Annotated in this window: 20 protein-coding genes and 4 pseudogenes; 9 read left to right on the top strand and 15 right to left on the bottom strand. The window is 67.7% G+C overall.

What is annotated here, in order from left to right; genetic code table 11:
- Positions 1-14: 14 nt before the first annotated feature.
- From BN4346_RS37255 to BN4346_RS37230, 6 genes and pseudogenes are all read right to left on the bottom strand, one after another.
- Positions 15-518 (bottom strand): 2'-5' RNA ligase family protein, encoded by a 504-nt coding sequence (locus tag BN4346_RS37255; protein ID WP_067973357.1) that lies wholly within the window; start codon positions 516-518, stop codon positions 15-17.
- 2 nt (positions 519-520) lie between these two features.
- Positions 521-1,120: pseudogene (gene bioD, locus BN4346_RS37250) on the bottom strand (ATP-dependent dethiobiotin synthetase BioD); the annotation flags it as partial.
- A pseudogene (locus tag BN4346_RS37245) lies at positions 1,117-2,130 on the bottom strand (adenosylmethionine--8-amino-7-oxononanoate transaminase); the annotation flags it as partial. The pseudogenes BN4346_RS37245 and bioD, both read right to left, overlap by 4 nt.
- 296 nt (positions 2,131-2,426) lie before the next feature.
- Positions 2,427-2,609, bottom strand: a complete 183-nt coding sequence (locus BN4346_RS49940) for a hypothetical protein (protein ID WP_067973353.1) — start codon at positions 2,607-2,609, stop codon at positions 2,427-2,429.
- Complete coding sequence (locus BN4346_RS37235; RefSeq protein ID WP_067973351.1) at positions 2,606-3,820, bottom strand: 8-amino-7-oxononanoate synthase; 1,215 nt, start codon at positions 3,818-3,820, stop codon at positions 2,606-2,608. The genes BN4346_RS49940 and BN4346_RS37235 overlap by 4 nt, the downstream gene beginning before the upstream one ends.
- 41 nt (positions 3,821-3,861) lie before the next feature.
- Positions 3,862-4,074 (bottom strand): annotated as a pseudogene (locus BN4346_RS37230) (aminotransferase class III-fold pyridoxal phosphate-dependent enzyme); the annotation flags it as partial.
- A 220-nt stretch (positions 4,075-4,294) separates the two neighbouring features.
- On the opposite strand from BN4346_RS37230, the gene BN4346_RS37220 reads away from it, so the two are divergent.
- The gene (locus tag BN4346_RS37220; RefSeq protein ID WP_407695085.1) at positions 4,295-6,517 is read left to right on the top strand and encodes an acyltransferase family protein; all 2,223 of its coding nucleotides are present in this window, start codon (positions 4,295-4,297) and stop codon (positions 6,515-6,517) included.
- A gap of 50 nt (positions 6,518-6,567) precedes the next feature.
- Complete coding sequence (gene glgX, locus BN4346_RS37215; protein ID WP_067973344.1) at positions 6,568-8,736, top strand: glycogen debranching protein GlgX; 2,169 nt, start codon at positions 6,568-6,570, stop codon at positions 8,734-8,736.
- 21 nt (positions 8,737-8,757) lie between these two features.
- Here glgX and BN4346_RS37210 read toward each other — a convergent pair whose 3' ends face one another.
- The 4 genes from BN4346_RS37210 to BN4346_RS37195 are packed head-to-tail and all read right to left on the bottom strand — an operon-like array spanning position 8,758 to position 11,210.
- Complete coding sequence (locus BN4346_RS37210) at positions 8,758-9,156, bottom strand: TA system VapC family ribonuclease toxin (RefSeq protein WP_067973342.1); 399 nt, start codon at positions 9,154-9,156, stop codon at positions 8,758-8,760.
- Positions 9,153-9,380: an antitoxin gene (locus BN4346_RS37205; protein ID WP_067973341.1), complete on the bottom strand. Its 228-nt coding sequence runs from the start codon at positions 9,378-9,380 to the stop codon at positions 9,153-9,155. Before BN4346_RS37205 ends, BN4346_RS37210 begins: the two co-directional genes overlap by 4 nt.
- Positions 9,381-9,430: 50 nt before the next feature.
- Positions 9,431-10,744: a threonine ammonia-lyase IlvA gene (gene ilvA, locus BN4346_RS37200; protein ID WP_407695084.1), complete on the bottom strand. Its 1,314-nt coding sequence runs from the start codon at positions 10,742-10,744 to the stop codon at positions 9,431-9,433.
- Positions 10,745-10,772: 28 nt separating this feature from the next.
- Positions 10,773-11,210: a nitroreductase family deazaflavin-dependent oxidoreductase gene (locus BN4346_RS37195; protein WP_067973332.1), complete on the bottom strand. Its 438-nt coding sequence runs from the start codon at positions 11,208-11,210 to the stop codon at positions 10,773-10,775.
- A 91-nt stretch (positions 11,211-11,301) separates the two neighbouring features.
- On the opposite strand from BN4346_RS37195, the gene BN4346_RS37190 reads away from it, so the two are divergent.
- Positions 11,302-11,502 (top strand): hypothetical protein, encoded by a 201-nt coding sequence (locus BN4346_RS37190; protein ID WP_067973328.1) that lies wholly within the window; start codon positions 11,302-11,304, stop codon positions 11,500-11,502.
- On the opposite strand, the pseudogene fadD11 reads toward BN4346_RS37190, so the two are convergent.
- Positions 11,489-13,296, bottom strand: a pseudogene (gene fadD11 / locus BN4346_RS37185) (fatty acid--CoA ligase FadD11). The gene BN4346_RS37190 and the pseudogene fadD11 sit on opposite strands and share 14 nt — an antisense overlap.
- 24 nt (positions 13,297-13,320) lie before the next feature.
- Complete coding sequence (locus BN4346_RS37180) at positions 13,321-14,118, bottom strand: enoyl-CoA hydratase/isomerase family protein (protein WP_067973326.1); 798 nt, start codon at positions 14,116-14,118, stop codon at positions 13,321-13,323.
- A gap of 86 nt (positions 14,119-14,204) precedes the next feature.
- Here BN4346_RS37180 and BN4346_RS37175 point away from each other — a divergent pair, with 86 nt between their 5' ends.
- Entirely contained in the window at positions 14,205-15,038 is an 834-nt protein-coding gene (locus BN4346_RS37175) for a class I SAM-dependent methyltransferase (RefSeq protein ID WP_067973393.1), read from the top strand.
- A gap of 67 nt (positions 15,039-15,105) precedes the next feature.
- Here BN4346_RS37175 and dnaE read toward each other — a convergent pair whose 3' ends face one another.
- Entirely contained in the window at positions 15,106-18,657 is a 3,552-nt protein-coding gene (dnaE, locus tag BN4346_RS37170) for a DNA polymerase III subunit alpha (RefSeq protein ID WP_067973323.1), read from the bottom strand.
- Positions 18,658-18,794: 137 nt separating this feature from the next.
- Here dnaE and BN4346_RS37165 point away from each other — a divergent pair, with 137 nt between their 5' ends.
- The 3 genes from BN4346_RS37165 to BN4346_RS37155 all read left to right on the top strand — a co-directional run bounded on the left by BN4346_RS37165 (position 18,795) and on the right by BN4346_RS37155 (position 20,893).
- Positions 18,795-19,031, top strand: coding sequence for a dodecin family protein (locus BN4346_RS37165; protein WP_024443139.1), 237 nt, complete (start codon positions 18,795-18,797; stop codon positions 19,029-19,031).
- An 8-nt stretch (positions 19,032-19,039) separates the two neighbouring features.
- A complete protein-coding gene (locus BN4346_RS37160; RefSeq protein WP_067973321.1) occupies positions 19,040-19,810 on the top strand; it encodes a methyltransferase domain-containing protein in 771 nt (256 codons plus the stop codon).
- 153 nt (positions 19,811-19,963) lie between these two features.
- Entirely contained in the window at positions 19,964-20,893 is a 930-nt protein-coding gene (locus BN4346_RS37155) for a PE-PPE domain-containing protein (RefSeq protein ID WP_067973318.1), read from the top strand.
- An 11-nt stretch (positions 20,894-20,904) separates the two neighbouring features.
- On the opposite strand, the gene BN4346_RS37150 is transcribed toward BN4346_RS37155, so the two are convergent.
- A complete protein-coding gene (locus BN4346_RS37150) occupies positions 20,905-21,834 on the bottom strand; it encodes an RluA family pseudouridine synthase (protein WP_067973391.1) in 930 nt (309 codons plus the stop codon).
- Positions 21,835-21,841: 7 nt separating this feature from the next.
- Positions 21,842-22,423, bottom strand: a complete 582-nt coding sequence (gene lspA / locus BN4346_RS37145; RefSeq protein WP_078058672.1) for a signal peptidase II — start codon at positions 22,421-22,423, stop codon at positions 21,842-21,844.
- Positions 22,424-22,464: 41 nt separating this feature from the next.
- Here lspA and BN4346_RS37140 point away from each other — a divergent pair, with 41 nt between their 5' ends.
- Entirely contained in the window at positions 22,465-23,403 is a 939-nt protein-coding gene (locus tag BN4346_RS37140; protein ID WP_067973386.1) for an asparaginase, read from the top strand.
- A gap of 83 nt (positions 23,404-23,486) precedes the next feature.
- The gene (locus BN4346_RS37135; RefSeq protein WP_067973315.1) at positions 23,487-23,957 is read left to right on the top strand and encodes an OsmC family protein; all 471 of its coding nucleotides are present in this window, start codon (positions 23,487-23,489) and stop codon (positions 23,955-23,957) included.
- Positions 23,958-24,173 lie beyond the last annotated feature (216 nt).

Below are 24,173 nucleotides of genomic sequence, written 5' to 3'. Positions count from 1 at the left end.
CTGTCAGCTGGCACCTAGATCGGATATTCAGTCCGCGCGTTGCCATCCCACCGCCGCAGCCCGATAAATCGCCCGGTGATGTCGGACCGGCCCGCGGTGCGCTGAGCCCGGCCCAACTGGGCCGGACCGACCCGGCGGGCCAGCGTGGTGTGCGCCGTCCACTGGCCGGGCGCCACGTTGGCCAGCGGGCCGGGTATCAGGTGGGGTACGCATAACCGATACACCTGCTCGTGCAGCTCCAGCAGTGCCACCGTCGGCACCACCAGCCGTGCCAGTACGCCGTGCGAGCGGCCGAAGATCAGCGTCGCGCCAAGCGTGCAGGGCATCGGCAGTCGGTCGGCAACGGTGGCCAGCGCGACGTCGACGTGCGGATCGATGCGCTGGGCGACCACCAGGGTGACGTGCGGTCGGGCGGCCGGGGCCTGGCTGGGCACCCCGGCGGCGGCCAGATCGGTCCAGATCCGCCGGACCGCGGTCTCGGTGTCGGCGTCGAAGACCAGCTCGATCGAGTGCACCATCGCTACCCCGCCAGGGTGCGCACCCAGTCGGTGTCGAACGCTGCAGCACTCATAACGGCGAACTCCGCGGCGCCCAGCGCTCCGGATCCTGCCGGCAGCACGGCGCGTACCGGCGCCTGCCGGGCCAGCGCCCCGCGGTTGCTGGTGGCAGCCGGCCCGGGCTGAGCCGGCCAGCTGCCGATCACCAACCCGGCGCACGACAACCCTTGTCCGGCAAGTGATTCCAGGGTCAGAGCGGTGTGGTTAAGGGTGCCCAGTTCGGCGTCGACCACCACCAGCACGGCTGCACCCAGGTCGACGGCCAGATCGCGAAGGGTGACGCCGTCGGCGGCCAGCTCCACCAGCAGACCACCGGCGCCCTCCACCAGGGTCAGTCGCCCCGGGCGGTCGACCGCCCGGATCCTCGCCAGCAGGTCCGCCCGGGTCGGCAGCGCCATCCCGGCCTGCTCGGCCGCGGCCACCGGGGCCAACGGCGCCGGATAGCGGGCCGCGGCGAACAGTTCGGTCACACCCGACAGTCGCCCGACCTCGGCCAGGTCGTCGTCGCCGTCGGCGGTGCCGGTCTGGACCGGTTTGCATACCGCCACGTCCCCGACGCCCGCCAGTCCTGGCGCAGCAGCAACTCAGTGCTGGCGACCGAGACCGCGCAGGCCAGCGGGTTCGCCATGAACGTCGGCCCGTGCATCAGTGCGCCGGCCTCGCCGCCGCTGATGGTGTGGGCGATCTCGGTGCTGCACAGGGTGGCGGCCAGGCTCAGGTAGCCGCCGGTCATGGCCTTGCCGACGCACATGATGTCGGGGCTCACGCCCACGTGGTCGGCGGCGAAGAGCTCACCGGTGCGGCCGAAGCCGGTGGCGATCTCGTCGAAGATCAACAGCACGCCGTGGCGGGGGCAGGCCTGGCGCAGGTCCGCCAGGTAGCGCGGATCGTGGAAGCGCATACCGCCGGCACCCTGCACCACCGGCTCCACCACGACGGCCGCCACCTCGTCGCGGTGCTGCTCCAGCTGCGCCTCGAAGGCGGCGCTGTAGGCCGGGTCGTAGTCGCGGGGCACCTGCGGCGCGAACAGCTGTGCCACCAAGACATCGCGCCACAGCGAGTGCATTCCCCCGTCGGGGTCGCAGATGCTCATCGGGGTGAAGGTGTCGCCGTGGTAGCCGCCGCGCCAGGTCATCAGCCGGTGTTTGGCGTCGCGGCCGCGAGCGCGCCAGTACTGCAGCGCCATCTTGACCGCGACCTCCACCGACACCGACCCCGAGTCGGAGAAGAACACCGTGTCCAGCCCGGCCGGGGTGATCTCCACCAGCAGCTGGGCCAGCCGAGCGGCGGGTTCGTGGGTGAGCCCGCCGAACATGACGTGGCTCATGGTGCCCAGTTGCGCCGTGAGGGCGGCATCCAGTTCGGGGTGGCCGTGGCCGTGGATCGCCGTCCACCAGGAGCTCATCGCGTCGAGCACCTCGACCGGCGCATCGTCGACGGCCAGGGTCAGGTAGGCGCCCCGGGCGGCCAGCGCCACCGTCGGCGCCAGAGATTCGGCGCCGATCGTGCTGTACGGGTGCCACAGGTGTGCGGCGTCGATGGCGCTGATCTGGTCGGGAGTCAACGCGGACATGCCTGACGACAGTAGTGGCCACCGGCGTAACCGTTGGGTCACAGGTTGCGCAATTTCTCTCCCGCGGCGGCTCCCTGCGCGTAAACGCCGGTAGTCTCTGTGACAGAAGTGACGAGTGATACTGCCGTGAATATCGGCCGAGAAGGGGGTTGTACCTGATGAAACGCGCCTGCGCTACCGCGATCACATTGGCGGCGGCCCTGGCCCCGGCGCTGAGTGCCGCGCCCGCCTATGCCGACCCGCTGTCACAGACCGGTCAGAACCAGCTCGTCGAGCGGGTGATCCAGCGGGCGCTGTCACAGCGTGGGGTGCCCTTCGTCTACGGCGGCGGGGACGTCAACGGACCCACCAACAGCGCGCGGGCCCGGGCTGCCACCACCCGCAGCTCGTTGACCGACATGCAGCGGCCCGGCCAGCGCGGCGGTGGCGATCGTCTTGCCCACCCCGGTGCCGGTGCCGGTGATGACCAGGACGGTCATAACGACAGAGCGGGATGGTCGCGCAGCACCTCGCCGAGCACCCGTCGCGCCAGCTCCAGGTCGTCGCCGGTCAGCGAAGCCCGCGCGGTCAACCGCAGCCGCGAGGTGCCCGCCGGGACCGTGGGCGGCCGGAAACAGCCCACCCGCACCCCGGCGTCCAGGCAGGCGGTGGCGGCGGCTACCGCCACCTCGGCGTCCCCGAGAATGACCGAGACCACGGCGGATTCCGGTGGTTCAGCGAGGCTCGACGAAGGAGAGGCGAAGCTGGGACCGCCGCACGAGCCCGGTTGGTGGTCCAGCCCGCAGATCTGCGCCAGCACGCCGGCGTTCCGCAAGACGTCGGCGGCGCGGGACGGCTCGGCGACCAGCACGTCCAGGGCGGCCGAGGCGGCACCCAGCGCCGCCGGGGCGAGACCGGTGTCGAAGATGAACGTACGGGCGGCATCGATGAGGTGATCGCGAACCTCGACGGGCCCCAGCACCGCGCCGCCCTGACTGCCCAGGGCCTTCGACAACGTCGTGGTGATCACCACATCGGGCGCCCCGGCCAGCCCGACCTCGTGCACCAGCCCGCGGCCGCCGGCGCCGCGCACGCCCAGCGCGTGCGCCTCATCGACGATGAGCAGCGCGCCGTGCCGGCGGCACACTTCGTGCAGCTGTCGCAGCGGGGCCAGCGCCCCGTCAGTGCTGAACACCGACTCGGTGAGTACCACGGCGCGTTCCTCGGTCCGGCCGGCCAGTGCCGCGGCCACCGCATCCACGTCACGGTGCTCGGTGATAACGACCCGCGCCCGAGACAGTCGGCAGGCGTCCACCAACGATGCGTGACAGTAGGCGTCGGACACCAGCAGTGCACCCGGCCCGGACAGGCTGACCACCGCGCCGAGGTTGGCGGTGTACCCGGAGGAGAACACCAAACCCGCTGGCGCACCGACGAAGTCGGCCAACTGCTGCTCGAACTGCTGATGCAGTTCGGTGTTGCCGGTCACCAGGCGCGACCCTCCGGCGCCGGCGCCCCAGGTCTGCAGCGCCGCCACACCGCCGGCGATGACGGCCGGGTGGGTCGCCAGGCCGAGGTAGTCGTTGGATGCCAGGTCTAGTTCGCCTGTGACGACGGGTCGCACCCGCAGTGACCGTCGTAGGCCGGCCAGACGGCGCCGCTGCTCCACCTCGGCCAACCAGGCCAGTGGCGACACATCGGTGCGGGTCACGCGGCGCTCCCTGTGCGGTCTCGAGACGACTTGAACACTGTTCAGGTTAAGGCATGCGCCGTGCCCACCATCGCGCCGCCGATCCGGGCGATCTCTTCGGGCGTACAGACGTAGGGCGGCATCGCGTAGACCAGGTTGCGGAACGGGCGCAGCCAGACCCCGTGGGCCAACGCAGCGCGAGTGGCAACGGCCATGTCCACCGGCTCCCGGCATTCGATGACGCCGATGGCGCCGCAGACCCGGACGTCGGCGACGTCTGCTGTGCTACGGCCCCGGCGGCACCCAGAGCGTCGCGCTGTACCTGGGTAACAACCAGATGATCGAGGGCACCAGCCCCGCGGTCTCGGTCTCACCGGCGCGCACCTCCAACATGGTCCCCTACCTGACCCGGGTCCTTCCCTGACCGACTCGGCCGACGTCACACCGCGCAGAATGCGGTTTCTCCAGGCAGGTTAGGTAGATTGTCGGGCGATCATGATTGCCCTGTCCCCGCCCCGACCGGCGGTAACACCTGCTGAGGGACCCGCATCCGGGTCGGTTCCGACCCCCGGGTCGATCACCGCGATGGGCAGCCGCAAGGCGGGTTTCTACCGCCACGACCTCGACGGTCTGCGGGGCGTCGCCATCGCGTTGGTAGCGGTGTTCCACGTCTGGTTCGGGCGGGTCTCCGGCGGGGTCGATGTCTTCCTGGCGCTCTCGGGTTTCTTCTTCGGCGGCAAGCTGCTGCGGGTCGCGCTGAACCCGACCTCGTCGCTGTCACCGGTCCCCGACCTGGTCCGGCTGGTCCGCCGGCTGCTGCCCGCCCTGGTGGTGGTGCTGGCGGCCTGCGCGGTGCTGACCATCTGGATCCAGCCGCAGACCCGCTGGGAGACCTTCGCCGACCAGAGCCTGGCCAGCCTGGGCTACTACCAGAACTGGGAGTTGGCCCGCAGCGCCGCCGATTACCTGCAGGCCGGCGAGGCAGTCAGCCCCCTGCAGCACATCTGGTCGATGTCGGTGCAGGGCCAGTTCTACCTGAGCTTCCTGCTGCTGGTCTTCGGCTTTGCCTTGCTGTTCCGGCGCGTGCTCGGCAAGCACCTGCGGGCCGCGTTCGTCGTGCTGCTCACGGCGCTGACCGTGGCCTCGTTCTGGTATGCGATCGTCGCGCACCAGGCCAATCAATCGCTGGCCTACTACAACAGCTTCGCTCGCGCCTGGGAGCTGTTGATCGGCGCGCTGGTCGGAGCGCTGGTCCCCTACATCCGCTGGCCGATGTGGCTGCGGACCGCCATCGGCACGGTGGCGCTGGCGGCCATCCTGAGCTGTGGGGCGCTGATCGAGGGCGTGCGAGAGTTCCCCGGCCCATGGGCGCTGGTGCCGGTCGGGGCCACGGTGGCGTTCATCCTGGCCGGGGCCAACCGGCAAGCCCGCCCGAGCACCAGCGCCAAACTGCCGTGGCCCAACCGGTGGCTGGCGGCGGCGCCGCTGGTCACGCTCGGCTCGATGGCCTACTCGTTGTACCTGTGGCACTGGCCGCTGCTGATCTTCTGGCTGTCTTACAGCGGGCATCGGCACGCGAGCCTGCTGGATGGTGCGGTGATCCTGCTGGTGTCGGGCGTGTTGGCCTATCTGACCACCCGGTTCGTCGAAGATCCGCTGCGCGCGCGCAAACCGGCCGCCGCGGGCGCCGCACCGGTGCTGCGCCCGCGGTGGCGCAAGCCCTCGGCCGGCGGGTGGCTTCCCCAGCTTCGACGACCGACCATGGTGCTGGGCTCGACCGTGGTGCTGCTGGGGGTGGCGCTGACGGCGACGTCGTTCTCCTGGCGGGAGCACGTCACCGTGCAGCGGGCCAGCGGCACCGAGCTGGTCAAACTCAGTAAGGATGACTACCCCGGCGCCCGCGCACTGCTCAAGCACAAGCGAGTGCCCAAACTTCGGATGCGGCCCACCATCCTGGAGGCCAAGAAGGACCTGCCGCGCTCTACTCGGGACAACTGCATCAGCAACTTCACCAATCCGGCGCTGATCAACTGCACCTACGGCGACCCGGAGGCGACCCGGACCGTCGCGCTGGCCGGCGGATCGCACGCCGAACACTGGCTGCCCGCGCTGGACATCCTCGGCCAGCGGCACCACTTCAAGGTGGTCACCTACCTCAAGATGGGCTGTCCGCTGTCCACCGAGAAGGTCCCGCTGATCATGGGCAACAACGCCCCCTACCCGCAGTGCTACGAATGGGTGGGTAAGACGATGAACAAGTTGATCGCCGACCACCCGGACTTCGTGTTCACCACCGCCACCCGGCCGTGGAACATCAAGCCCGGGGATGTGATGCCGGGAACCTATATCGGGATCTGGAAGCAGCTGTCGGACAACCACATTCCCATCCTGGGTGTCCGCGACACGCCGTGGCTGGTGCGCGACGGCGACCCGTTCCAGCCGGCGGACTGCCTGGCCTCCGGCGGTGACGCGGAATCCTGCGGCATCAAACGCTCCGAAGTGCTCGCCGAACGCAACCCCACCCTGGACTTCGTCGGCAAATTCCCACTGCTCAAGCCGCTGGACCTCTCGGACGCCGTCTGCGACAAAGAGATCTGCCGCGCGGTCGAGGGGAATGTGCTGGTCTACCACGACTCTCATCACCTGTCGGCGACCTACATGCGCACCATGACCGGAGAACTCGGTCGACAGATGGGTGCGGCCACCGGGTGGTGGTGAACCCGGCCGCGCTCGGCGGCAGACGCCGGGAAAGCGGATAAGGTCGAGCGGTGTCGTCGGCGCAGTCGGGCCCCCAGGCCACACCGGAGCCGTCCGCGCCCACGGTATGGCCCGGAAGCAGCTATCCACTGGGCGCGGTGTACGACGGGGCCGGCACCAACTTCGCGGTGTTCTCCGAGGTCGCCGACCGCGTCGAGCTCTGCCTGATCGACGACCGCGACCACAGCGAGACCCGGATCGGTCTCGATGAGGTCGACGGGTACGTCTGGCACGCTTACCTGCCCGGAGTCGGCCCCGGACAGCACTACGGCTTCCGGGTACACGGGCCGTTCAACCCGGCCGCCGGCCAGCGTTGCGATCCCGGCAAGCTGCTGCTGGACCCCTACGGGAAGGCGTTTCACGGCGCGTTCGACTTCGGCCCGGAGCTGTTCTCCTACGACCTAGCCGATCCCGACAACGACGGCGCTCCCCCGTCACTGGACTCGCTGGGCCACACCATGACCAGCGTGGTGATCAACCCCTACTTCGACTGGGCGGCCGACCGCTCACCGTGCACCCCGTACCACCGGACGATCATCTACGAGGCGCACGTCAAAGGCATGACCCAGACCCATCCGGGCATTCCCGCCGAATTGCGCGGCACCTACGCCGGGCTGGCGCACCCGGTGATCATCGACCATCTCAAATCGCTGAACGTGACGGCCATCGAGTTGATGCCGGTCCACCAGTTCTTGCACGATCAGCGGCTGCGGGAGCTGGGGCTGCGGAACTACTGGGGGTACAACACATTCGGGTTCTTCGCGCCGCACAACGAGTACGCGGCCAGTCGCCAGGCCGGCGGCGCGGTGGCCGAGTTCAAGGCGATGGTGCGGGCGTTCCACCAAGCCGGCATCGAGGTGATCCTCGACGTGGTCTACAACCACACCGCCGAAGGTAACCACCTGGGCCCCACGCTCAACTTCCGCGGTATCGACAACGCCGCCTACTACCGGCTCGACGAAGACGATCTGCGGCACTACACCGACTACACCGGCACCGGCAACAGCCTTAACGCCCGTCATCCGCACACCCTGCAGCTGATCATGGACTCGTTGCGTTATTGGGTGACCGAGATGCACGTCGACGGCTTCCGCTTCGACCTGGCCTCCACGCTGGCTCGGGAACTGCATGACGTCGATCGGCTGTCCGCGTTCTTCGATCTGGTGCAACAGGACCCGGTAGTCAGCCAGGTGAAGCTGATCGCCGAACCCTGGGACGTCGGCGAAGGCGGCTATCAGGTGGGCAACTTCCCCGGGCTGTGGACGGAATGGAACGGCAAATACCGCGACACCGTGCGCGACTACTGGCGTGGTGAACCGGAGACCCTCGGTGAGTTCGCCTCCCGGCTGACCGGCTCCTCGGACCTGTACGAGGCAACCGGGCGGCGTCCCAGCGCGAGCATCAACTTCGTCACCTGCCATGACGGTTTCACGCTGGCGGACCTGGTGTCCTACAACGAGAAGCACAACGAAGCCAACGGCGAGGACAACCGCGACGGCGAGAGTCACAATCGGTCGTGGAACTGCGGTGTGGAGGGCCCGACCGACGACCCCGCCATCCTGGCGCTGCGAGCCCACCAAGTCCGCAACATCATGGCCACCCTGCTGATCAGCCAGGGCACCCCGATGATCTTGCACGGCGACGAGATGGGCCGCTCCCAACACGGCAACAACAACGCCTACTGCCAGGACTCCGAGTTGTCTTGGATGGACTGGACGATGGTTGAGAGCAACGCCGACCGGCTCGCATTCACCCGGGCCCTGACCACGCTGCGCACCACCCATCCGGTGTTCCGCCGGCGCCGGTTCTTCGACGGCCGGCCGATCCGCGGCGGCGACGAGGTGCGGGACATCGCTTGGCTGACACCGGCCGGAGACGAGATGACCCCGCAGGACTGGGGCAGCGAATTCGGCAGGTGCGTCATGGTTTTCCTCAACGGTGAGGCACTGCCCGAACCGGATGAGCGCGGGCAGCGGATCATCGACGACTCATTTCTGCTGTGCTTCAACGCAGGTGAGACACCAGTGGACTTCGTCACGCCCAATACCGAATACGCGCAGGCCTGGACCGCGGTGATCGACACCGCCCATCCGGCCGGCAGCACCGACCTGGTGGTCGACGCCGGCCAGGTCGTGACCGTGACGCCGCGCTCACTGACCGTCCTGCGCAAGAGCCGGTGAGCCGATGGCGTTGCCAACCCGCTAATCAGCCGGAACCAAGTCCGCTACGTCGTTGTGCAGTTGCGCCAAACCCCGGTCGAAGGTGGCGAGTCGACCGTTGTGGGCTCTGGCCAGTTGCGCCAGATACGCATCGGTCACCTGCCGCTGGCCGATGACACCGGCGAGCGTGACATCGGCGAATGACAGGCTGTCCGGCCAGAATTCGTGCCGGGGATCTCGTGCGACGGCGCCGACGAGCTCCCTCGCGGTGGCCGCCGTCTGCCCCTGCCTGAGCAGCAGCCGAACCAGGCTGCCCTGGGTCAACGGGCACGTCGCAAAGCCGGAACTGCTGGCCGAAAGCCACCGCTCCGCCGGTCGATGGTGCACATGGTCATCGACCAGCAGCGCCACCAGCACGTTGGCGTCGAGCAACGTGGTCAACCCTCGTCCTCCAGGGACCGGACATCCTCTGAGGTGACCACGGTCCCGAGATGTATCACCGGCAGGCCAGTCAGCTGGCTTTCGTGCACGCGCGCGGCAGCGCCCTGCCCCAGACCGCGCCGCATCAGATCGGCGATCGTCTCACTGATCGTGCGGCGGGTATCCCGCGCGATCGCCTGCGCCTGCCGATGCAGGTCGTCGGGCAGATCCACGGTGGTTCGCATCTAAACATCATAGCATCGGCGCATCAAGATGCTAGGCAGCAATCACTCTCTTACAGCAGGTAGCGATACGCCGGAGAGCCCGGCTCCAATGGCTCGACGTGGATCTCCGAGGTACGCATGCGGTCCAGCAGTCCGTCGAGATCGGCAGCCGATCCCAGTTGCACCCCGACCAGGGCCTCACCGGTCTCCCGGTTGTTGCGTTTGACGTACTCGAACAGGGTGACGTCGTCGCTGGGCCCCAGAACCTCGTCGAGGAAGCGCCGCAGCGCGCCCGGTTCCTGGGGGAAGTCGACCAGGAAGTAGTGCTTGAGACCCAAGTGCACCAGCGAGCGCTCCAGGATTTCGCCGTACCGGGACACGTCGTTGTTACCACCGGAGATCAGGCACACCACCGTGGCACCCGGGGTGATGTCAGCCGCCAACAGTGCCGCCACCGAGAGGGCGCCTGCCGGCTCGGCGATGATTCCCTCGTTCTGATACAGGTCGAGCATCGCGGTGCAGACCGCACCTTCGTCGACGGTGGTCACCGCCACCATGTCACCGGCCCCGGACAGCACCGCAAACGGCAGAGCCCCGGCGCGCCGGACGGCCGCGCCGTCGACGAACTGGTCGACGTGGTCCAGGCTCACCAATTCCCCCGCGGCCAGCGCGGCCATCATTGAGGCGGCGCCGGCCGGCTCCACGCCCAGCACCGCGCTCTTGGTGGTCCGCTCGGCCAAGTAGGTGGTGATGCCCGAGATGCAGCCGCCGCCACCGACCGGCACCACCACCAAATCCGGTTCGGTGTCGAGCTGGTCGAGTATCTCCACCGCGATGGTGCCCTGGCCCGCCATGGTCCGCAGGTCGTCGTAGGGTGGCACCAGCGTCGCACCGGTGCGCGCGACATCGGCCAGGGCCGCCTCGGCAGCCAGGTCGTAGGTCGCGCCGCCGACGATCAGCTCGATGAACTCGCCGCCGTGGTAACGGATGCGGTCACGCTTCTGCTTCGGGGTCTTGGCCGGCACGTAGACCCGGCCGTGGACACCCAGCGACCGGCAGGCGTAGGCGAATCCCTGTGCGTGGTTACCGGCCGACGAGCACACCACGCCGGCGGCGAGCTCGGACTCGCTGAGCTGGACCAGCAGGTTGTAGGCGCCACGCAGCTTGTAAGAGCGCACCGACTGCAGGTCTTCGCGCTTGAGATAGACGTTGGCGCCGGTCAGCTCGGAGAGCCGGTCGCTGTATTGCAGCGGGGTGGGCGCGACCACGCCGGCGATCCGCTTGGCCGCCGCGTCGATGTCGGCCGCGGTCAACGGACCCATCGAGGAGACCTTTGCGGGGCCTGAATTGGAGCCACTTCGGTTCTGGCGCAGTTCGGCGGACACCGCAATATGGTGTCACCCAACGGGGTGTTCAGCCCACCGGGGTCAGGACGAACACCGGGATCTGGCGCTCGGTCTTTTCCTGATACTCGGCGTAGTCCGGATAGGCCGCCACGGCGCGCTGCCACCACTGCGACTTTTCCTCGCCGAACACCTCGCGGGCGTCGTAGTCACCGGTGACGGGTCCGTCCTGCAGTTCGACACGCGGATTCTTGACGACGTTGTGGTACCAGACCGGGTTCTTCGGGGCCCCGCCCAGCGACGCGACGATCGCGTACTGGCCGTCGTGTTCCACCCGCATCAGCGGGGTCTTACGCAGCTTGCCGGTCTTGGCGCCGACCGTGGTCAGCAGAATGACCGGCATGCCCTTCATGTCGGTTCCCTCGGTGCCGCCGGATGACATGTACTTCTCGGCGTTCTCGCGGGACCAATCCCACGGGCTGGGGGCATATTCTCCGCTCAGAGGCATGTGGTCCAGACTAGCCCGGGTCGGCCACACAACAATCCGGCCTGCAGATTTCGGCTAGCCTAACAATTGATTATCGCGTACCGTTAAATGCATGACCACGGCCGAACGCTTCGGGCAGCAAGTGCCCATCGCCGGTGTGCCCTGGCCGGCCTACAAACTGGTTGCGCTGGCCATCGGCTTGGCCGCCCTGCTGATCGTCGGCGCCGTGACGTCCAGCGCCGCTGCCGCGGTCCTGACCGCCGCCGGTATCTGTACAGCGGCCTGGCTCGTTCTCGGCATCAAGCAGGACTAAGCCCGCTGCGGGAGGCGGTGGTCGTCGGCTCTGTTTGGGCGCCCCGGGGCTGATGTACCTCGGAGCCGGGTTCGGAGGCGTAGAGGCTCGCGATCTCCTCGGCGTATTTCACCGCGATCGGCCGCCGTTTGAGTTTCATCGTCAGGGTGACCTCGTCGCCACCGGGTTCCCACAGCGCGGGCAACACCCGGAAACGCTTGATCTGTTCGACATCACGCCCGGGTCATCGGCCAGCGCTGCCGGTGTCGCCGCCGACAGCCCATGGGCAGCGGCATAAGGCGCCACCGAGTCGGCGTCGAACACCATCAGCGCGGTGTTGTACGGCCGGGAATCGCCGATGGTGACCATCGCCCCGATCATCGGGCAGGCCGCCAAAATCGCATTCTCGATGTTCGCCGGCGACATGTTCTTGCCCGCCGCGTTGATGATCAGTTCCTTCTTGCGGTCGACCACCCGCAGATAGCCGTCGGCATCCTGCTCGAGGATGTCGCCGGTGTGCAGCCATCCGTCGGCGTCGATCGCCTCGGCGGTCTTGGCCGGCTCCTGGCGGTAACCCCGCATCACCAGGGGCCCCCGCACCAAGAACTCCCCGTCGTCGGCGATGCGGCTTTCCAATCCCGGCAACAACTTTCCGACCGTACCGAGCCGGGCGTCCCGCGGATGCACGGTCGACGCCACACAACTGAGTTCCGACATGCCCCAGACCTCGCAGATCGGAATCCCCAGGCCCGCGAAGAACGCGATGGTCTCCTTGGGAATCGGCGCCGCGCCCGACACCGCCCACCGCAGCTCGTCCAGACCCAGCTTGGCCCGAAGCTTGGACAGCACCAGCTCGTCGGCCTGCGCCCACTCCGCGGCCAGTTCGTCGGAGACCTGTTCGCCGGCCAGTTGCGCCGCGGACCGTTTGGCACCAACTGCCAGCGCCCATTGCAGCGCGGCGCGGCGATTGTCGTCCGGCTCCCCCGCTACAGCGAATTCGGTTGCCGCCTTGAGTTTCTCCCATACCCGCGGTACCGCACCCCAGATCGTCGGCCGCACATCCGGCAGTGCCGCACCGATCTGGCGCGCGTCGGGCACCACGGTCACCTGCACTCCGGCGATCTCGGAGTTGTACAGGGACATCGCACGGTCGGCGATGTGCGCCGAGGGCAGATAGGAGGTGATCCGGTCCCCGAAGCGCACCCCGAGCACCGCGTCGAGTGCCGCTGCCTCGAACAACAGATTGGTGTGCGTCATCTCCACCCCCTTAGGCGAGCCAGTGGTTCCGGAGGTATAGATCAGGGTGACGACGTCGTCGGGCTGCACTGCCCGCCAAGCGGATTCGAAATCAAAGTCGCTATCGGCGGCGGCCAGCAGGTCCGCGACCGACAAGGTGCCGTCCGGGCGTCCGTCCACGCAGACAATGTGTTCGATCGCCGCTCCGCTGGCCCGGATGGTCTCGACATAGGCCTGCTCACACAACACGACTTTGGTGCCGGCATTGGCGAACAGATAGCCGAGCTGCTCGGCGGGCAGGGTGTTGTACACCGAGAACGAGGTGGCGCCCACATGCTGGGCGCCGACCTCCAACGGGTAGAACTCGATCCGGTTCGCCATCATCAGCGACACCGTGTCGCCTCGGCGTACCCCGAGCCCGGCCAGGCCGGCCGCCACCTGGCGAACCTGATCGGCGTACTCGCGCCAGGTCAGCGTCTGGGTGTCGCCGACGGTGCGCACCGCGACCGCGTCCGGATCGATCGTCGCCGTGCGCTGAAACGCCTCGCACAAGGTGCTCACCGGTGACGTCGCAGTCATCTGTTCCTCCTGCTCGTGACCGCCTCAGCGGCGACTGACCCGTTCCAGATACGCCATGGCCGAGGCCTGCGACTCGGCGTCGTGCACCGCAGTGACCAGCGCATCGGCGTCGTTCCAGCTGCGCGTGGTCCCCACCATGCCCTCGGTCACCGCGTTGACCTGCCGTTTGGTGCCGCCCAACGTGAGCGCGGATTTGCTGACCAGCTGGCCCACCAGCTCGTCGACCTCCGCGTCGAGGTCGGCCTCGGGCACGACCCGATTGAGGAACCCGATCGCCTTGGCCTCGGCGGCACCGAACGGGCGGCAGGTCATCACGAGTTCCTTGGTGAGCGCCGGCCCGATCTCGCGGACCAACCGCGGGATACCGCCCCAGGCCAACGGAATACCCAGGTCAACCTCCGGAATCGAGAACCGGGTGCCCTCGGCGGCCACCCGCAGATCGCACGCTGCGGCCAACACGACGCCGCCGCCCACGCAGTGACCGTGCAGCCGCGCCACCGTCACCGCCCGCATGGCTTCAATCGCATCCGCCATCCGCCGTCCCGCGTCGGCAGCCTCCCGCAGCGCCCCGGCCCCGTCGGCGCCGGCCACAAACGCGGCCAGGTCGGCGCCGGCAGAGAACGCCCGGCCGCTGCCGGCCACGACCACCACCTTGATCGCGGGCCGGGCGTCGAACCAGCGGGCCGCCACCACCAACTCGTCGAGTGTCACCGTGCCCAGCGGGTTGAGCTTGTCCGGACGGCTCAGCGTGATGGAGCCGAGCGCGCCATCGGCTGCCACCGCGATAGTCGAGGCCTGCAGAGTCTCCCTGACGATTTCCATGGCGTCGACGTTAGTGGCGCCGCCGTGGCGAAGGCGCGGGATTGCGCTTACGGGTCGCTGCGGTCGACATCGCCTACGGTGAGCCCATGCCGATTGCCGTCACCGAGTTCAGTTTGGTCGAGCAGACAGCGTTCCTCACCGCGTACGCGCGCGCACTGGACTGTCGTGCTCCCATCCCGATCCTCGGTGACGAGTTCTCCGACCGGGTCGTCGGCCTGATCGATTACGACTTTCCCGCCTTCCGGATCCCGGCAAGTGTGGTGCGCCAAACCGCCCTCCGCGCCAAGATGCTCGATGAGCGCGTCCGCGCGTACACGGCTGCGCACCCCGATGCGGTGGTGGTCGACCTCGGCGTCGGGCTCAACGAGCCGTTGGCCCGGGTGCAACCGCCAGCCGGTGTCGACTGGTACAGCATCGATCTGCCGCACGTGATCGCACTGCGCGAGAAGGTGGTGCCGGCTCAGCCCGCGGAGCACGTGATCGCCGCCGATCTGACCGGCACGGACTGGACAACCGGCATCCCGGTCGGGCGACCCACCATGGTGATCGCCGATGGACTGTTCGCCTTTCTCACCGAACCGCAGGTCATCGCGCTGATCGGGCACGCCATCGACCATTTCGTCACCGGCGAGCTGGCATTCAACGACTACGGGCGGGTCGGGGCGCTCAGCTGGCTGGGCATGAAGCTCGCGCCGCGGGGAATGTTCACCATGCTGCGCCGGGTCTGGGCCAACCCCGGCTTCACCGACCCGCACACACCGGAGCGGTGGAAGCCGCGGCTGCGGCTGGTCGAACAGGCCTGCCTGGCACACGCCGCCGAGGTGGATTCGTTTCCCGGCCCTGCCCGCACAATGACTCGGCTTGCCGGCCGATTCAAGTCGGTGGCCGGCAAGGCCCGAGTGCTGCGCTACAAGTTCTGAGATGCCTGGTCAGGTTGCGGCGCAGCCGAACCCGCAACCTGTGGCCAGACAGCGCGATATCCCCCGGCTACCCGCCCAGACAGCCGGGGCCGAGCAAGGCCTTCAGATCCCCCATCAGCGCCGAAGATGGCGTCACCCGCAGCGAGGGATCCAGCTCCAGCACGGTGATGCGCTCCCCGCTGATCAGCCGCAGTTGCACCTGCGCGGTACCGGGATGGCGGGTCAGCACCTGCTTAAGCGCACTGACCTTGTCCATGGTGCATTGTCGGGTCGGAAGGCTCACCGCCAGCGGCCGATCCGCGGCATTGGCGGAGAAATCCGGCACCACCAATTCGTTGGCGATCAACGAGATCCGGTCATCGCGGATGTTGACCTTGGCGCTGACCAGCACCACGGCGTCGTCGGCGACCTCGGCGCCGAACGCCGAGTAGGTCTGCGGAAAGAACATCACCTCGATACCGCCGGTGAGATCCTCCAATTGCGCCGAGGCCCAGGGCAGCCCGTTCTTGTTGACCCGGCGGTTCACCGACGCCAGGATTCCGCCGACCCGCACCTGGGTGTCGGAGGCGATGTCGCCCTCCAAGATCGCCGGGATCTGGGTGTCGACCTGGGCGGCCAGCAGATGCGCGATGCCGTTCAGCGGGTGCCCGGAAACGTAGAGTCCGAGCATCTCCCGTTCTAGGGCCAGCTTGTGTTTGTCGGCCCACTCCTCGTCGGGCACTTTGATGCCGAAAACAGCATCGGTTCCTGCGCTGTCGCCGTCTCCCCCGCCGAACAGGTCGAACTGGCCCACCGCTTCGGCCTTCTTGGTGCCCAGCACCGAGTCGACCGCGTCGGTGTGCACCAGGAACAGGCCCTTGCGCGGATGCCCCAGCGAGTCGAAGGCACCGGCCTTGATCAAGGATTCGGTGACCTTCTTGTTGCAGGCCGCGATGTCGATCTTGTTGAGGTAGTCGGAGAAGTCGGTGAACCGGCCCTTATGGGTCCGGGTGTTGATCAGCGAGCCGACCACATTGGCGCCGACGTTGCGCACCGCCCCCAGCCCGTAGCGGATGTCTTCGCCCACCGAAGCGAAGTTCAACTCGGATTCGTTGACGTCCGGCGGCAGCACGGTGATCCCCAGCCGGCGGCAGTCGGCCAGATACACCGCGGCCTTGTCTTTGTCGTCACCGACCGACGTCAACAGCCCGGCCATGTATTCGGCCGGATAGTTGGCCTTGAGATAGGCGGTCCAGTACGACACCAGGCCGTAGCCGGCCGCGTGTGATTTGTTGAACGCGTAGCCGGCGAACGGAAGGATGGTGTCCCACAACGCCTTCACGGCCTTTTCGGAGAATCCGTTGGCGGTCATCCCCTCATAAAAGCCCTTGTATTCGGCTTCGAGCACTTCAAGTTTCTTCTTGCCCATGGCCTTACGCAGCGCATCGGCCTTGCCCATGGTGTAGGAGGCCACCTTCTGGGCGATGAACATGATCTGCTCTTGGTAGACGATCAGGCCGTAGGTCTCCGAGAGGATGTCGCGCAGCGGCTCTTCGAGTTCGGGATGGATGGGCTTGATGGCCTGGCGCTCGTTCTTGCGGTCGGCGTAGTCGTTGTGGGCGTTCATGCCCATCGGGCCGGGCCGATACAGCGCCAGCACGGCGACGATGTCGTTGAATTCGGTGGGCTGCATGCGGCGCAGCAGGTCGCGCATCGGGCCACCGTCGAGCTGGAACACACCCAGGGTGTCGCCGCGGCCCAGCAGTTCGTAGGTGAGCGGGTCATCGAAGGGCAAGGTGTCCAGATCCAGGTCGATGCCCCGGTTGGCTTTGATGTTCTCCAGGCAGTCACCGATGATCGTCAGGTTGCGCAGGCCCAGGAAGTCCATCTTCAGCAGGCCGATTTCTTCACACGACGGGTAGTCCCAGCCGGTGATGATGGCGCCGTCCTGCGGCCGCTTCCACAACGGGATCGCCTCGATCAGCGGCTCGGAGCTCATGATCACCGCGCAGGCGTGCACACCGGCGTTGCGGACCAGGCCCTCCAGGCCTCGCGCCGTCTCGTAGATGGTGCGCACATCGGGGTCGGTGTCGATCAACGCCCGAACCTCGGCGGCCTCCTTGTACCGCTCGTGGTTGGGGTCGGTGATGCCCGACAGCGGGATGTCCTTGGCCATGATCGGCGGCGGAAGTGCCTTAGTGATCCGGTCGGCAATGGCATAGCCCGGTTGGCCATAATTCACACGGGCTGAATCTTTCAGTGCCGCTTTGGTTTTAATGGTGCCGAAGGTAATCACCTGGGCTACCCGGTCACTGCCCCACCGCTCGGCGGCATAGCGCACCATCTCGCCTCGGCGACGGTCGTCGAAGTCGATATCGATATCGGGCGCCGACGGCCGTTCCGGGTTGAGGAAGCGTTCGAACAGCAAACCGTGCGGAATAGGGTCGATATTGGTGATGCCCAGCGCGTAGGCCACCAGCGACCCGGCAGCCGACCCCCGGCCCGGGCCCACCCGGATGTTGATCGAGCGGGCGTAGTTGATCAAGTCCGCGACGATCAGGAAGTAGGCCGGAAATCCCTTGCCGCAGATGACGTCGATCTCGTAGGAGGCGCGGTCGGTGTACTCAGTCGGCACGCCGGCCGGGAAGCGCCGTTCCAGGCCGGCCTGCACCTCGTGGCGCAGCCAGGAGCCCTGGTCATGGCCGTCGGGGACGGGAAACACCGGCATCCGGTCACGCGGGGTCCATACGTCGGCATAGGACTGCACCCGCTCGGCGATCAGCAGGGTGGAGTCACACGCCTCGGGTAGCTGGTCATCCCAGAGCGCGCGCATCTCGGCGGCCGACTTCAGGTAGTAGCCGTCGCCGTCGAACTTGAACCGCGTGGGATCCGACAGCGTCTTGCCGGTCTGCACACACAGCAGTGCCTCATGGCTGCTGGAGGCATCGCGGGTGACGTAGTGGCAGTCGTTGGTGGCCAACGTCGGGATGCCGAGCTTGCGCCCGACCTCCAACAGCCCGTCGCGGACCCGACGCTCGATGGACAGCCCGTGGTCCATCACCTCCAGGAAGTAGTTCTCCGGGCCGAAGATCTCCCGCCATTTGGCGGCCGACTCCAGCGCCTCGCGCTCATGACCGAGGCGCAGTCGAGTCTGCACCTCCCCGGACGGGCAGCCGGTGGTGGCGATGATGCCCTCGGCATGCTCGGCGATGATCTCGGCGTCCATCCGCGACCACTTGCCGAGCTGGCCCTCGAAGGAGGCCAGCGACGACAGCTTGAACAGGTTGCGCAACCCGGTGGCGTTCTCGGCGACCATGGTCAGGTGGGTGTAGGAGCCACTGCCGGAGACGTCGTCGCTCTTCTGGCTCGGGTCGCCCCAGTGGACCCGGCGGGTGTCGAAACGAGAACCGGGGGCGATGTAGGCCTCCACCCCGATGATCGGCTTGATGCCGACCTTGGTCGCCGCGTTGTAGAACTCACTGGCGCCGAACATGTTTCCGTGGTCGGTCATCCCGATCGCGGGCATCTCCAAGCGCTGCGCCTCAGCCAGCATCGGGGCGATCTTCGCCGCGCCATCGAGCATCGAGTACTCGGTGTGGTTATGCAGGTGCACGAAGGACCGCGACGATGAACTGTCCATAGGACCGCCAGTCTATGGCCCACCTCTGACGCTTTCCGGGCGTGTCGTTGCCCGTGTCTCTTCGGCTGTCGTTTCCCGGGACAGCGGCCGCCGCCGTGCACTACGTTGAGGTTCGGCGCAAGCGAGGAGAGGCATACATGAGCGTGTACCGGGTGATCGACATCATCGGGACCAGCCCGTCGTCCTGGGAGAACGCCGCGGCCGAAGCGGTGCACCGGGCCAAGCAGACCATCGATGACATCCGCGTCGCCCAGGTCGTCGAGCAGGACCTCACACTCGACGACAAGGGCGGGATCATCTACCGCACCAAACTGCGTATCTCCTTCAAGATCCGGCCGCCGAAGTCATCCAAACCGGCCGACGAATCGAGCTAATTACCTCGATGTCGCGAAGCTTCGACGAACTGGTGGCCGAGGCCGCCGCCGCACCCGTCGACGGCTGGGAGTTCTCCTGGCTTGACGGCCGCGCCACCGAACAACGCCCGTCCTGGGGCTATCAACGTCAGCTGGCCAGGCGGCTGTCGGGTGTCTCGGCCGCGGTCGACCTGAACACCGGTGGTGGCGAGGTGCTGGCAGGTATCGAGGAGTTCGGCACGTTCCCCCCGACGATGGCGGCCACCGAGTCCTGGCCGCCGAATGCGGCACGCGCCACCGAGTTGCTTCATCGGCGTGGCGTGGTGGTGGTGACGGTGCCGGACCGGCCGCCACTGCCCTTCGGCGATGAAGCATTCGATCTGGTCAGCAGCCGCCACCCGTTGGCGACATGGTGGGACGAGATCGCGCGCGTGCTGCGGCCCGGCGGTCACTACTTCGCCCAGCAGATCGGGCCGGCGACGATGCTGGAGCTCAGCGAGTTCTTTCTCGGGCCGATGCCGGGCAAAGGTGCCCAATACCAACCGGATGCGGTGCGAGCCGAGGCGGCGGCCGCCGGCATGGAAGTGCTCGATCTGCGGCTCGAGCGGCTCCGGGCCGAGTTCTTCGACGTGGGCGCGGTCATCTACTTCCTGCGCAAAGTGATCTGGACCGTGCCTGACTTTGCGGTCGACGATCATCATGACCGACTGCGCGAGATGCACGAGCAGATCGAGTCGCAGGGGTGCTTCGTCGCGCACGCCACCCGGGTGCTGGTCGAGGCCCGCAAGCCAAACGGCTGACAATGCGCCGAGCGCCGGCGCTTCGGCGGTCCGCTCCTCACCGCATGTGAACGCCTGGACTGGTCTCGGGTACGCTGCCTGCCCGTAGCTGATGATGGTAGACATGGGGAGCGTATAGCCTGATGAGGCGGACCGTTGGTGCACGCTAACGCAATGAAGACGGCCAGCATTATCGGCACTGCCGGCTTGATCGCCGCCACCGGAGTCACCGCACCGGCGTCGTACGCCAGCACGCGCGACGTGCTGCTGACCGCCGGGCTTGCGGACATCCATCTGGGGAACGGTACGGCGCTGATCATGGGGCCCGGTGGGTGGCCGGTACCCGGCAATACCTACTTGTCGAGTGTCGACCGGCTGTACCTGGAACCGATGGGATTCACCGGCAACACCGTGCCGGTGACGTACCCCTTGACCAACTTCTTCCCCAATTGGGACGACAGGGTCGACACCGAAGTCGCCAGCCTGGTCGCGGCGATCAAAGCGCAGATGGCGTCGGGCGACTTCAACGCGGAGAACCCACTGTTGATCGTGGGCTACTCGGAGAGCGCGGTGGCGGCCGGGCAGGCGATGCAGCTGTTACACGATGCGGGCATCCCCTCCGATGCCCTGCACTTCATCTTTGTCGGGGACACCGCCTCGGCCCACGGCGGATTGCTCAGTAGTCTGCTGCCGTCATTGTCGGAGTGGCTTCGTGAGCCTGTCGAACAACTACTGCAATTCATGGGTCTCGGCAATCTGCTCGGCGTGACGACCCCGAATGACCTATACCCGACCGATGTGTTCACCATAGCCGGAGACGCGTGGGCCGAGTGGCCGAAGAACCCCGTCTCAGATCTATCGACGTTGGTTACCACCTTGACTGGACTGTTCGTCACACACCTGGAGTACCTCGGGTTGACGCCGGACCAGATCGCCGGCGTCGGTGCTGATCCGTCGTTCACCGACGGGCTGACCAACTACTGGACGATCCCCGATACAGGCATCAACCCACTGGAGGCACTCTGGAATGCCTCGGTGAACGTAGGCGGTGTACTGGACTGGTTTGGTCCAAATGGTTGGCTGACTTTGGCTGACTGGGGTTGACTCCGCGCAGGTCAACGGGAATCGCAGCGCAGCACGTCTAAGGCGTGTTGCAGGTCGGCGGGGTATTCGCTGGTGATCTCGATGCGCCGCCCGTCGCCAGGGTGGGCGAAGGCCAGCGAGCGGGCGTGCAACCACTGGCGTTCCAGCCCGAGCTTGCGCGCCAGCGTCGGGTCGGCCCCGTAGGTGAGGTCGCCGCAGCAGGGATGCCGCAGGGCCGAGAAGTGCACCCGGATCTGGTGGGTGCGGCCGGTTTCCAGGTGCACGTCGAGCAGGCTCGCGGCGACGAACGCCTCCACCGTGTCGTAGTGGGTGATGCTGTGGCGACCATCGGCGGTCACGGCGAATTTCCAGTCCGGTCCGTGATGTCGGCCGATCGGTGCGTCGATGGTGCCACTGGACGGGTCCGGATGGCCCTGTACCAGGGCGTGGTAGCGCTTCTCCACCGTGCGCGCCTTGAACGCGCGTTTGAGTGCGGTGTAGGCGCGTTCGGAGATCGCCACCACCATCACCCCGGAGGTCCCAACATCCAGGCGGTGCACGATGCCCTGCCGCTCGGGAACCCCGGACGTGGTGATTCGATAGCCGGCCGCGGCCAGGCCGCCCAGCACCGTCGGCCCCGTCCAGCCCACGGACGCGTGCGCAGCGACGCCGGGTGGTTTGTCGACGGCGACGATGTCGGCATCGGAGTACAAGATCGTCATGCCCTCGACCTCGGCCGCGATGTTCTCCAGCGGGGGCGGTGCTTCGGGCAGCCGCACCTGAAGCCACGCACCGGCGGCGAGCCGATCGGACTTGCCGGCAGCCACGCCGTCCAGTTCCACGTCGCCGTTTTCGGCCAGCGTCGCGACGACATTGCGGGACAGGCCCAGCAGGCGGGCCAGCCCGGCGTCCACCCGCATGCCGGCCAGCCCCTCGGGGACCGGCATGGATCGTTCCGTCACAGCCGCATCAGGCTTGCTCGCCGTCGCCAGCACGCCGACGACCCACCGCGTCGAAGTCGAAGCCGAACACCGACAGCGCCACCAGCAGGATCGCACCGCCTACTACCGCGGGGTCGGCGACGTTGAACACCGGCCACCAGCCGATCGACAGGAAGTCGACCACGTGACCCTGCAGATGCCCGGGTGCCCGGAAGAACCGGTCCACCAGGTTGCCCAGCGCCCCGCCGAGGATCATCCCCAGCCCGATCGCCCACCAGGGCGACACCAGGCGGCGCGACATCCAGATGATGCCGAGCACCACCGAGCTGGCGATCAGGGTCAACACCCAGGTGTAGCTGGTGGCCATCGAGAACGCGGCGCCGGAGTTGCGGACCAGGGTCCAGGTCACGGTGTCGCCGATGATCGGCACCGGCTGGCCGGGGGTGAGCATCTTCACCGCGAGCACCTTGGTGACGACGTCGGCGATCAGCACCACCGCGGCCACCGACAGCAGCAGCCCCAGCCGGCGGGGCGGGGCGGCCGGCTCCGACTCGGGGGCCGGGACCGGGTCCACCTCCGTCTCGGTCGAGTCGGTTGTTTCGTCAGTCACGCCCCCATCATCCCTTAACCCAGGTGCGGCATGATCGCGGCATGCTGTCCAAGCGCCTGACCGTCATCACCACCGGCGGCACCATCTCCTGCAGCACCCAGGGCGACGGGGCGCTGCGGCCCGCCCGGAGCGGCTCGGACTTGCTCGCGGACACCGGCGCAGCGGACGTCACCGTGGTGGACCTGATGGCGCGGGATAGCTCGGAACTGGGCCCGGCCGACTGGGCTGCGCTCCTGGCCGCGGTCAATGCCGCGGTGGACGACGGCGCCGACGGGGTGGTCGTCACCCACGGCACCGACACCTGCGAAGAGGGTGCGCTCTGGCTGGAACTCGGCTATGCCGGGGACGCGCCGGTCGTGCTGACCGGGGCTCAGCGCGGCGCGGACGCCCCCGACGCCGACGGGCCGGGCAACTTGCGAGACGCCCTGGCCCTGGCCGCGGATCCGGCGGCCCGGGGACTGGGCGTGCTGATGTGCTTCGCCGGCCGGGTGCTGGCCCCGTTGGGGCTGCAGAAGGCCACCATCACCGGGTTGACCGGCTTCACCGGTCCCCTGCTGGGCAGCGTCGCCGACGGCCGGGTCACGCTGTCCGGTGACAAGACTCGGCCCCACCTCGGTGCGCCGGCCACCGTGCCGCGCGTCGATGTCGTGGCGCTGTACGCGGGCGCCGACACCGTCGCCCTGGATGCCTGCGCCGCCGCCGGTGCGCGCGGGGTGGTGTTGTCCGCGCTCGGGTCGGGCAACGCCACGACTGCGGTGATCGAGGGGGTGCGCCGGCACTGTGCGGCCGGACTCGTGGTCGCGGTGTCCAGCCGGGTTCCGGATGGGCGCATCGGCGCGGACTACGGCCCGGGCCGGGCCCTGGTGGAGGCCGGCGCGCTGATGGTGCCGCGGCTGAGGCCGCCGCAGGCACGGATCCTGCTGATGGCGGCGCTGGCGGCCGGGCAACCGGCCGGCGATGTCATCGACCGGTGGGGCTGACCGATGGCCAGGATTCTCGCCCTCGCCGGCGTCTACGGTGTGCTGTGGTGACGAGCCCGCACCTCATAGCCCATGGAGGCCGAATGTCCACGCAACACAGCTACACCGTGGAGGTCTGCTGGACCGGTAATCGCGGCAGCGGGACCAGCGACTATCGCGCCTACGGGCGAGAGCACGAGGTGGCCGCTGCCGGATGCCCCGCCATATCCGGCTCCGCCGACCCGGCTTTCCGCGGTGATCCGACACGGTGGAACCCCGAGCAGCTGCTGCTGGCCGCGCTATCCCAATGCCACATGCTGTCCTACCTGTATCTGTGTTCGGTCAACGGCGTGGCGGTCGTCTCCTACGAGGACCGGCCGGTCGGCACGATGATCGAGAACACCGAGGGCGGACACTTCACCACTGTCGTCCTGCAGCCGCGAATCGAAGTGGTCGACGCGCAGATGGTGGAGCGGGCGCTGGCATTGCATTCCGACGCGCACCGGATCTGCTTCATCGCCAACTCCGTCAACTTCCCGGTGCTGCACGACCCGGTGGTGCAGGTCGTCACCTGACGAGATCTTGTCCGGGGCCGGCGCTGGGTGCAGGCGATGGTGGACAAGACATTCCGGGTGTTCGCCCCGGAGCAGGGGTTTGTTGTTGCCGCCGTCACTGGATGACCGGCTGCCGGTCGATCACCTCGCCACCAGCTGAGCCCCCAGCCGCTGGACCGCCTCGAGTGCACGATCAAACCCGCGCCGCCCCAGACCCCCGCACACCGTCACCGACCC

The organism is Mycolicibacter icosiumassiliensis (assembly GCF_900078685.2).
Taxonomy (GTDB): domain Bacteria; phylum Actinomycetota; class Actinomycetes; order Mycobacteriales; family Mycobacteriaceae; genus Mycobacterium; species Mycobacterium icosiumassiliensis.
Note: the sequence above shows the minus strand (reverse complement) of the source record. Positions and strands in the feature narration are given on the sequence as shown.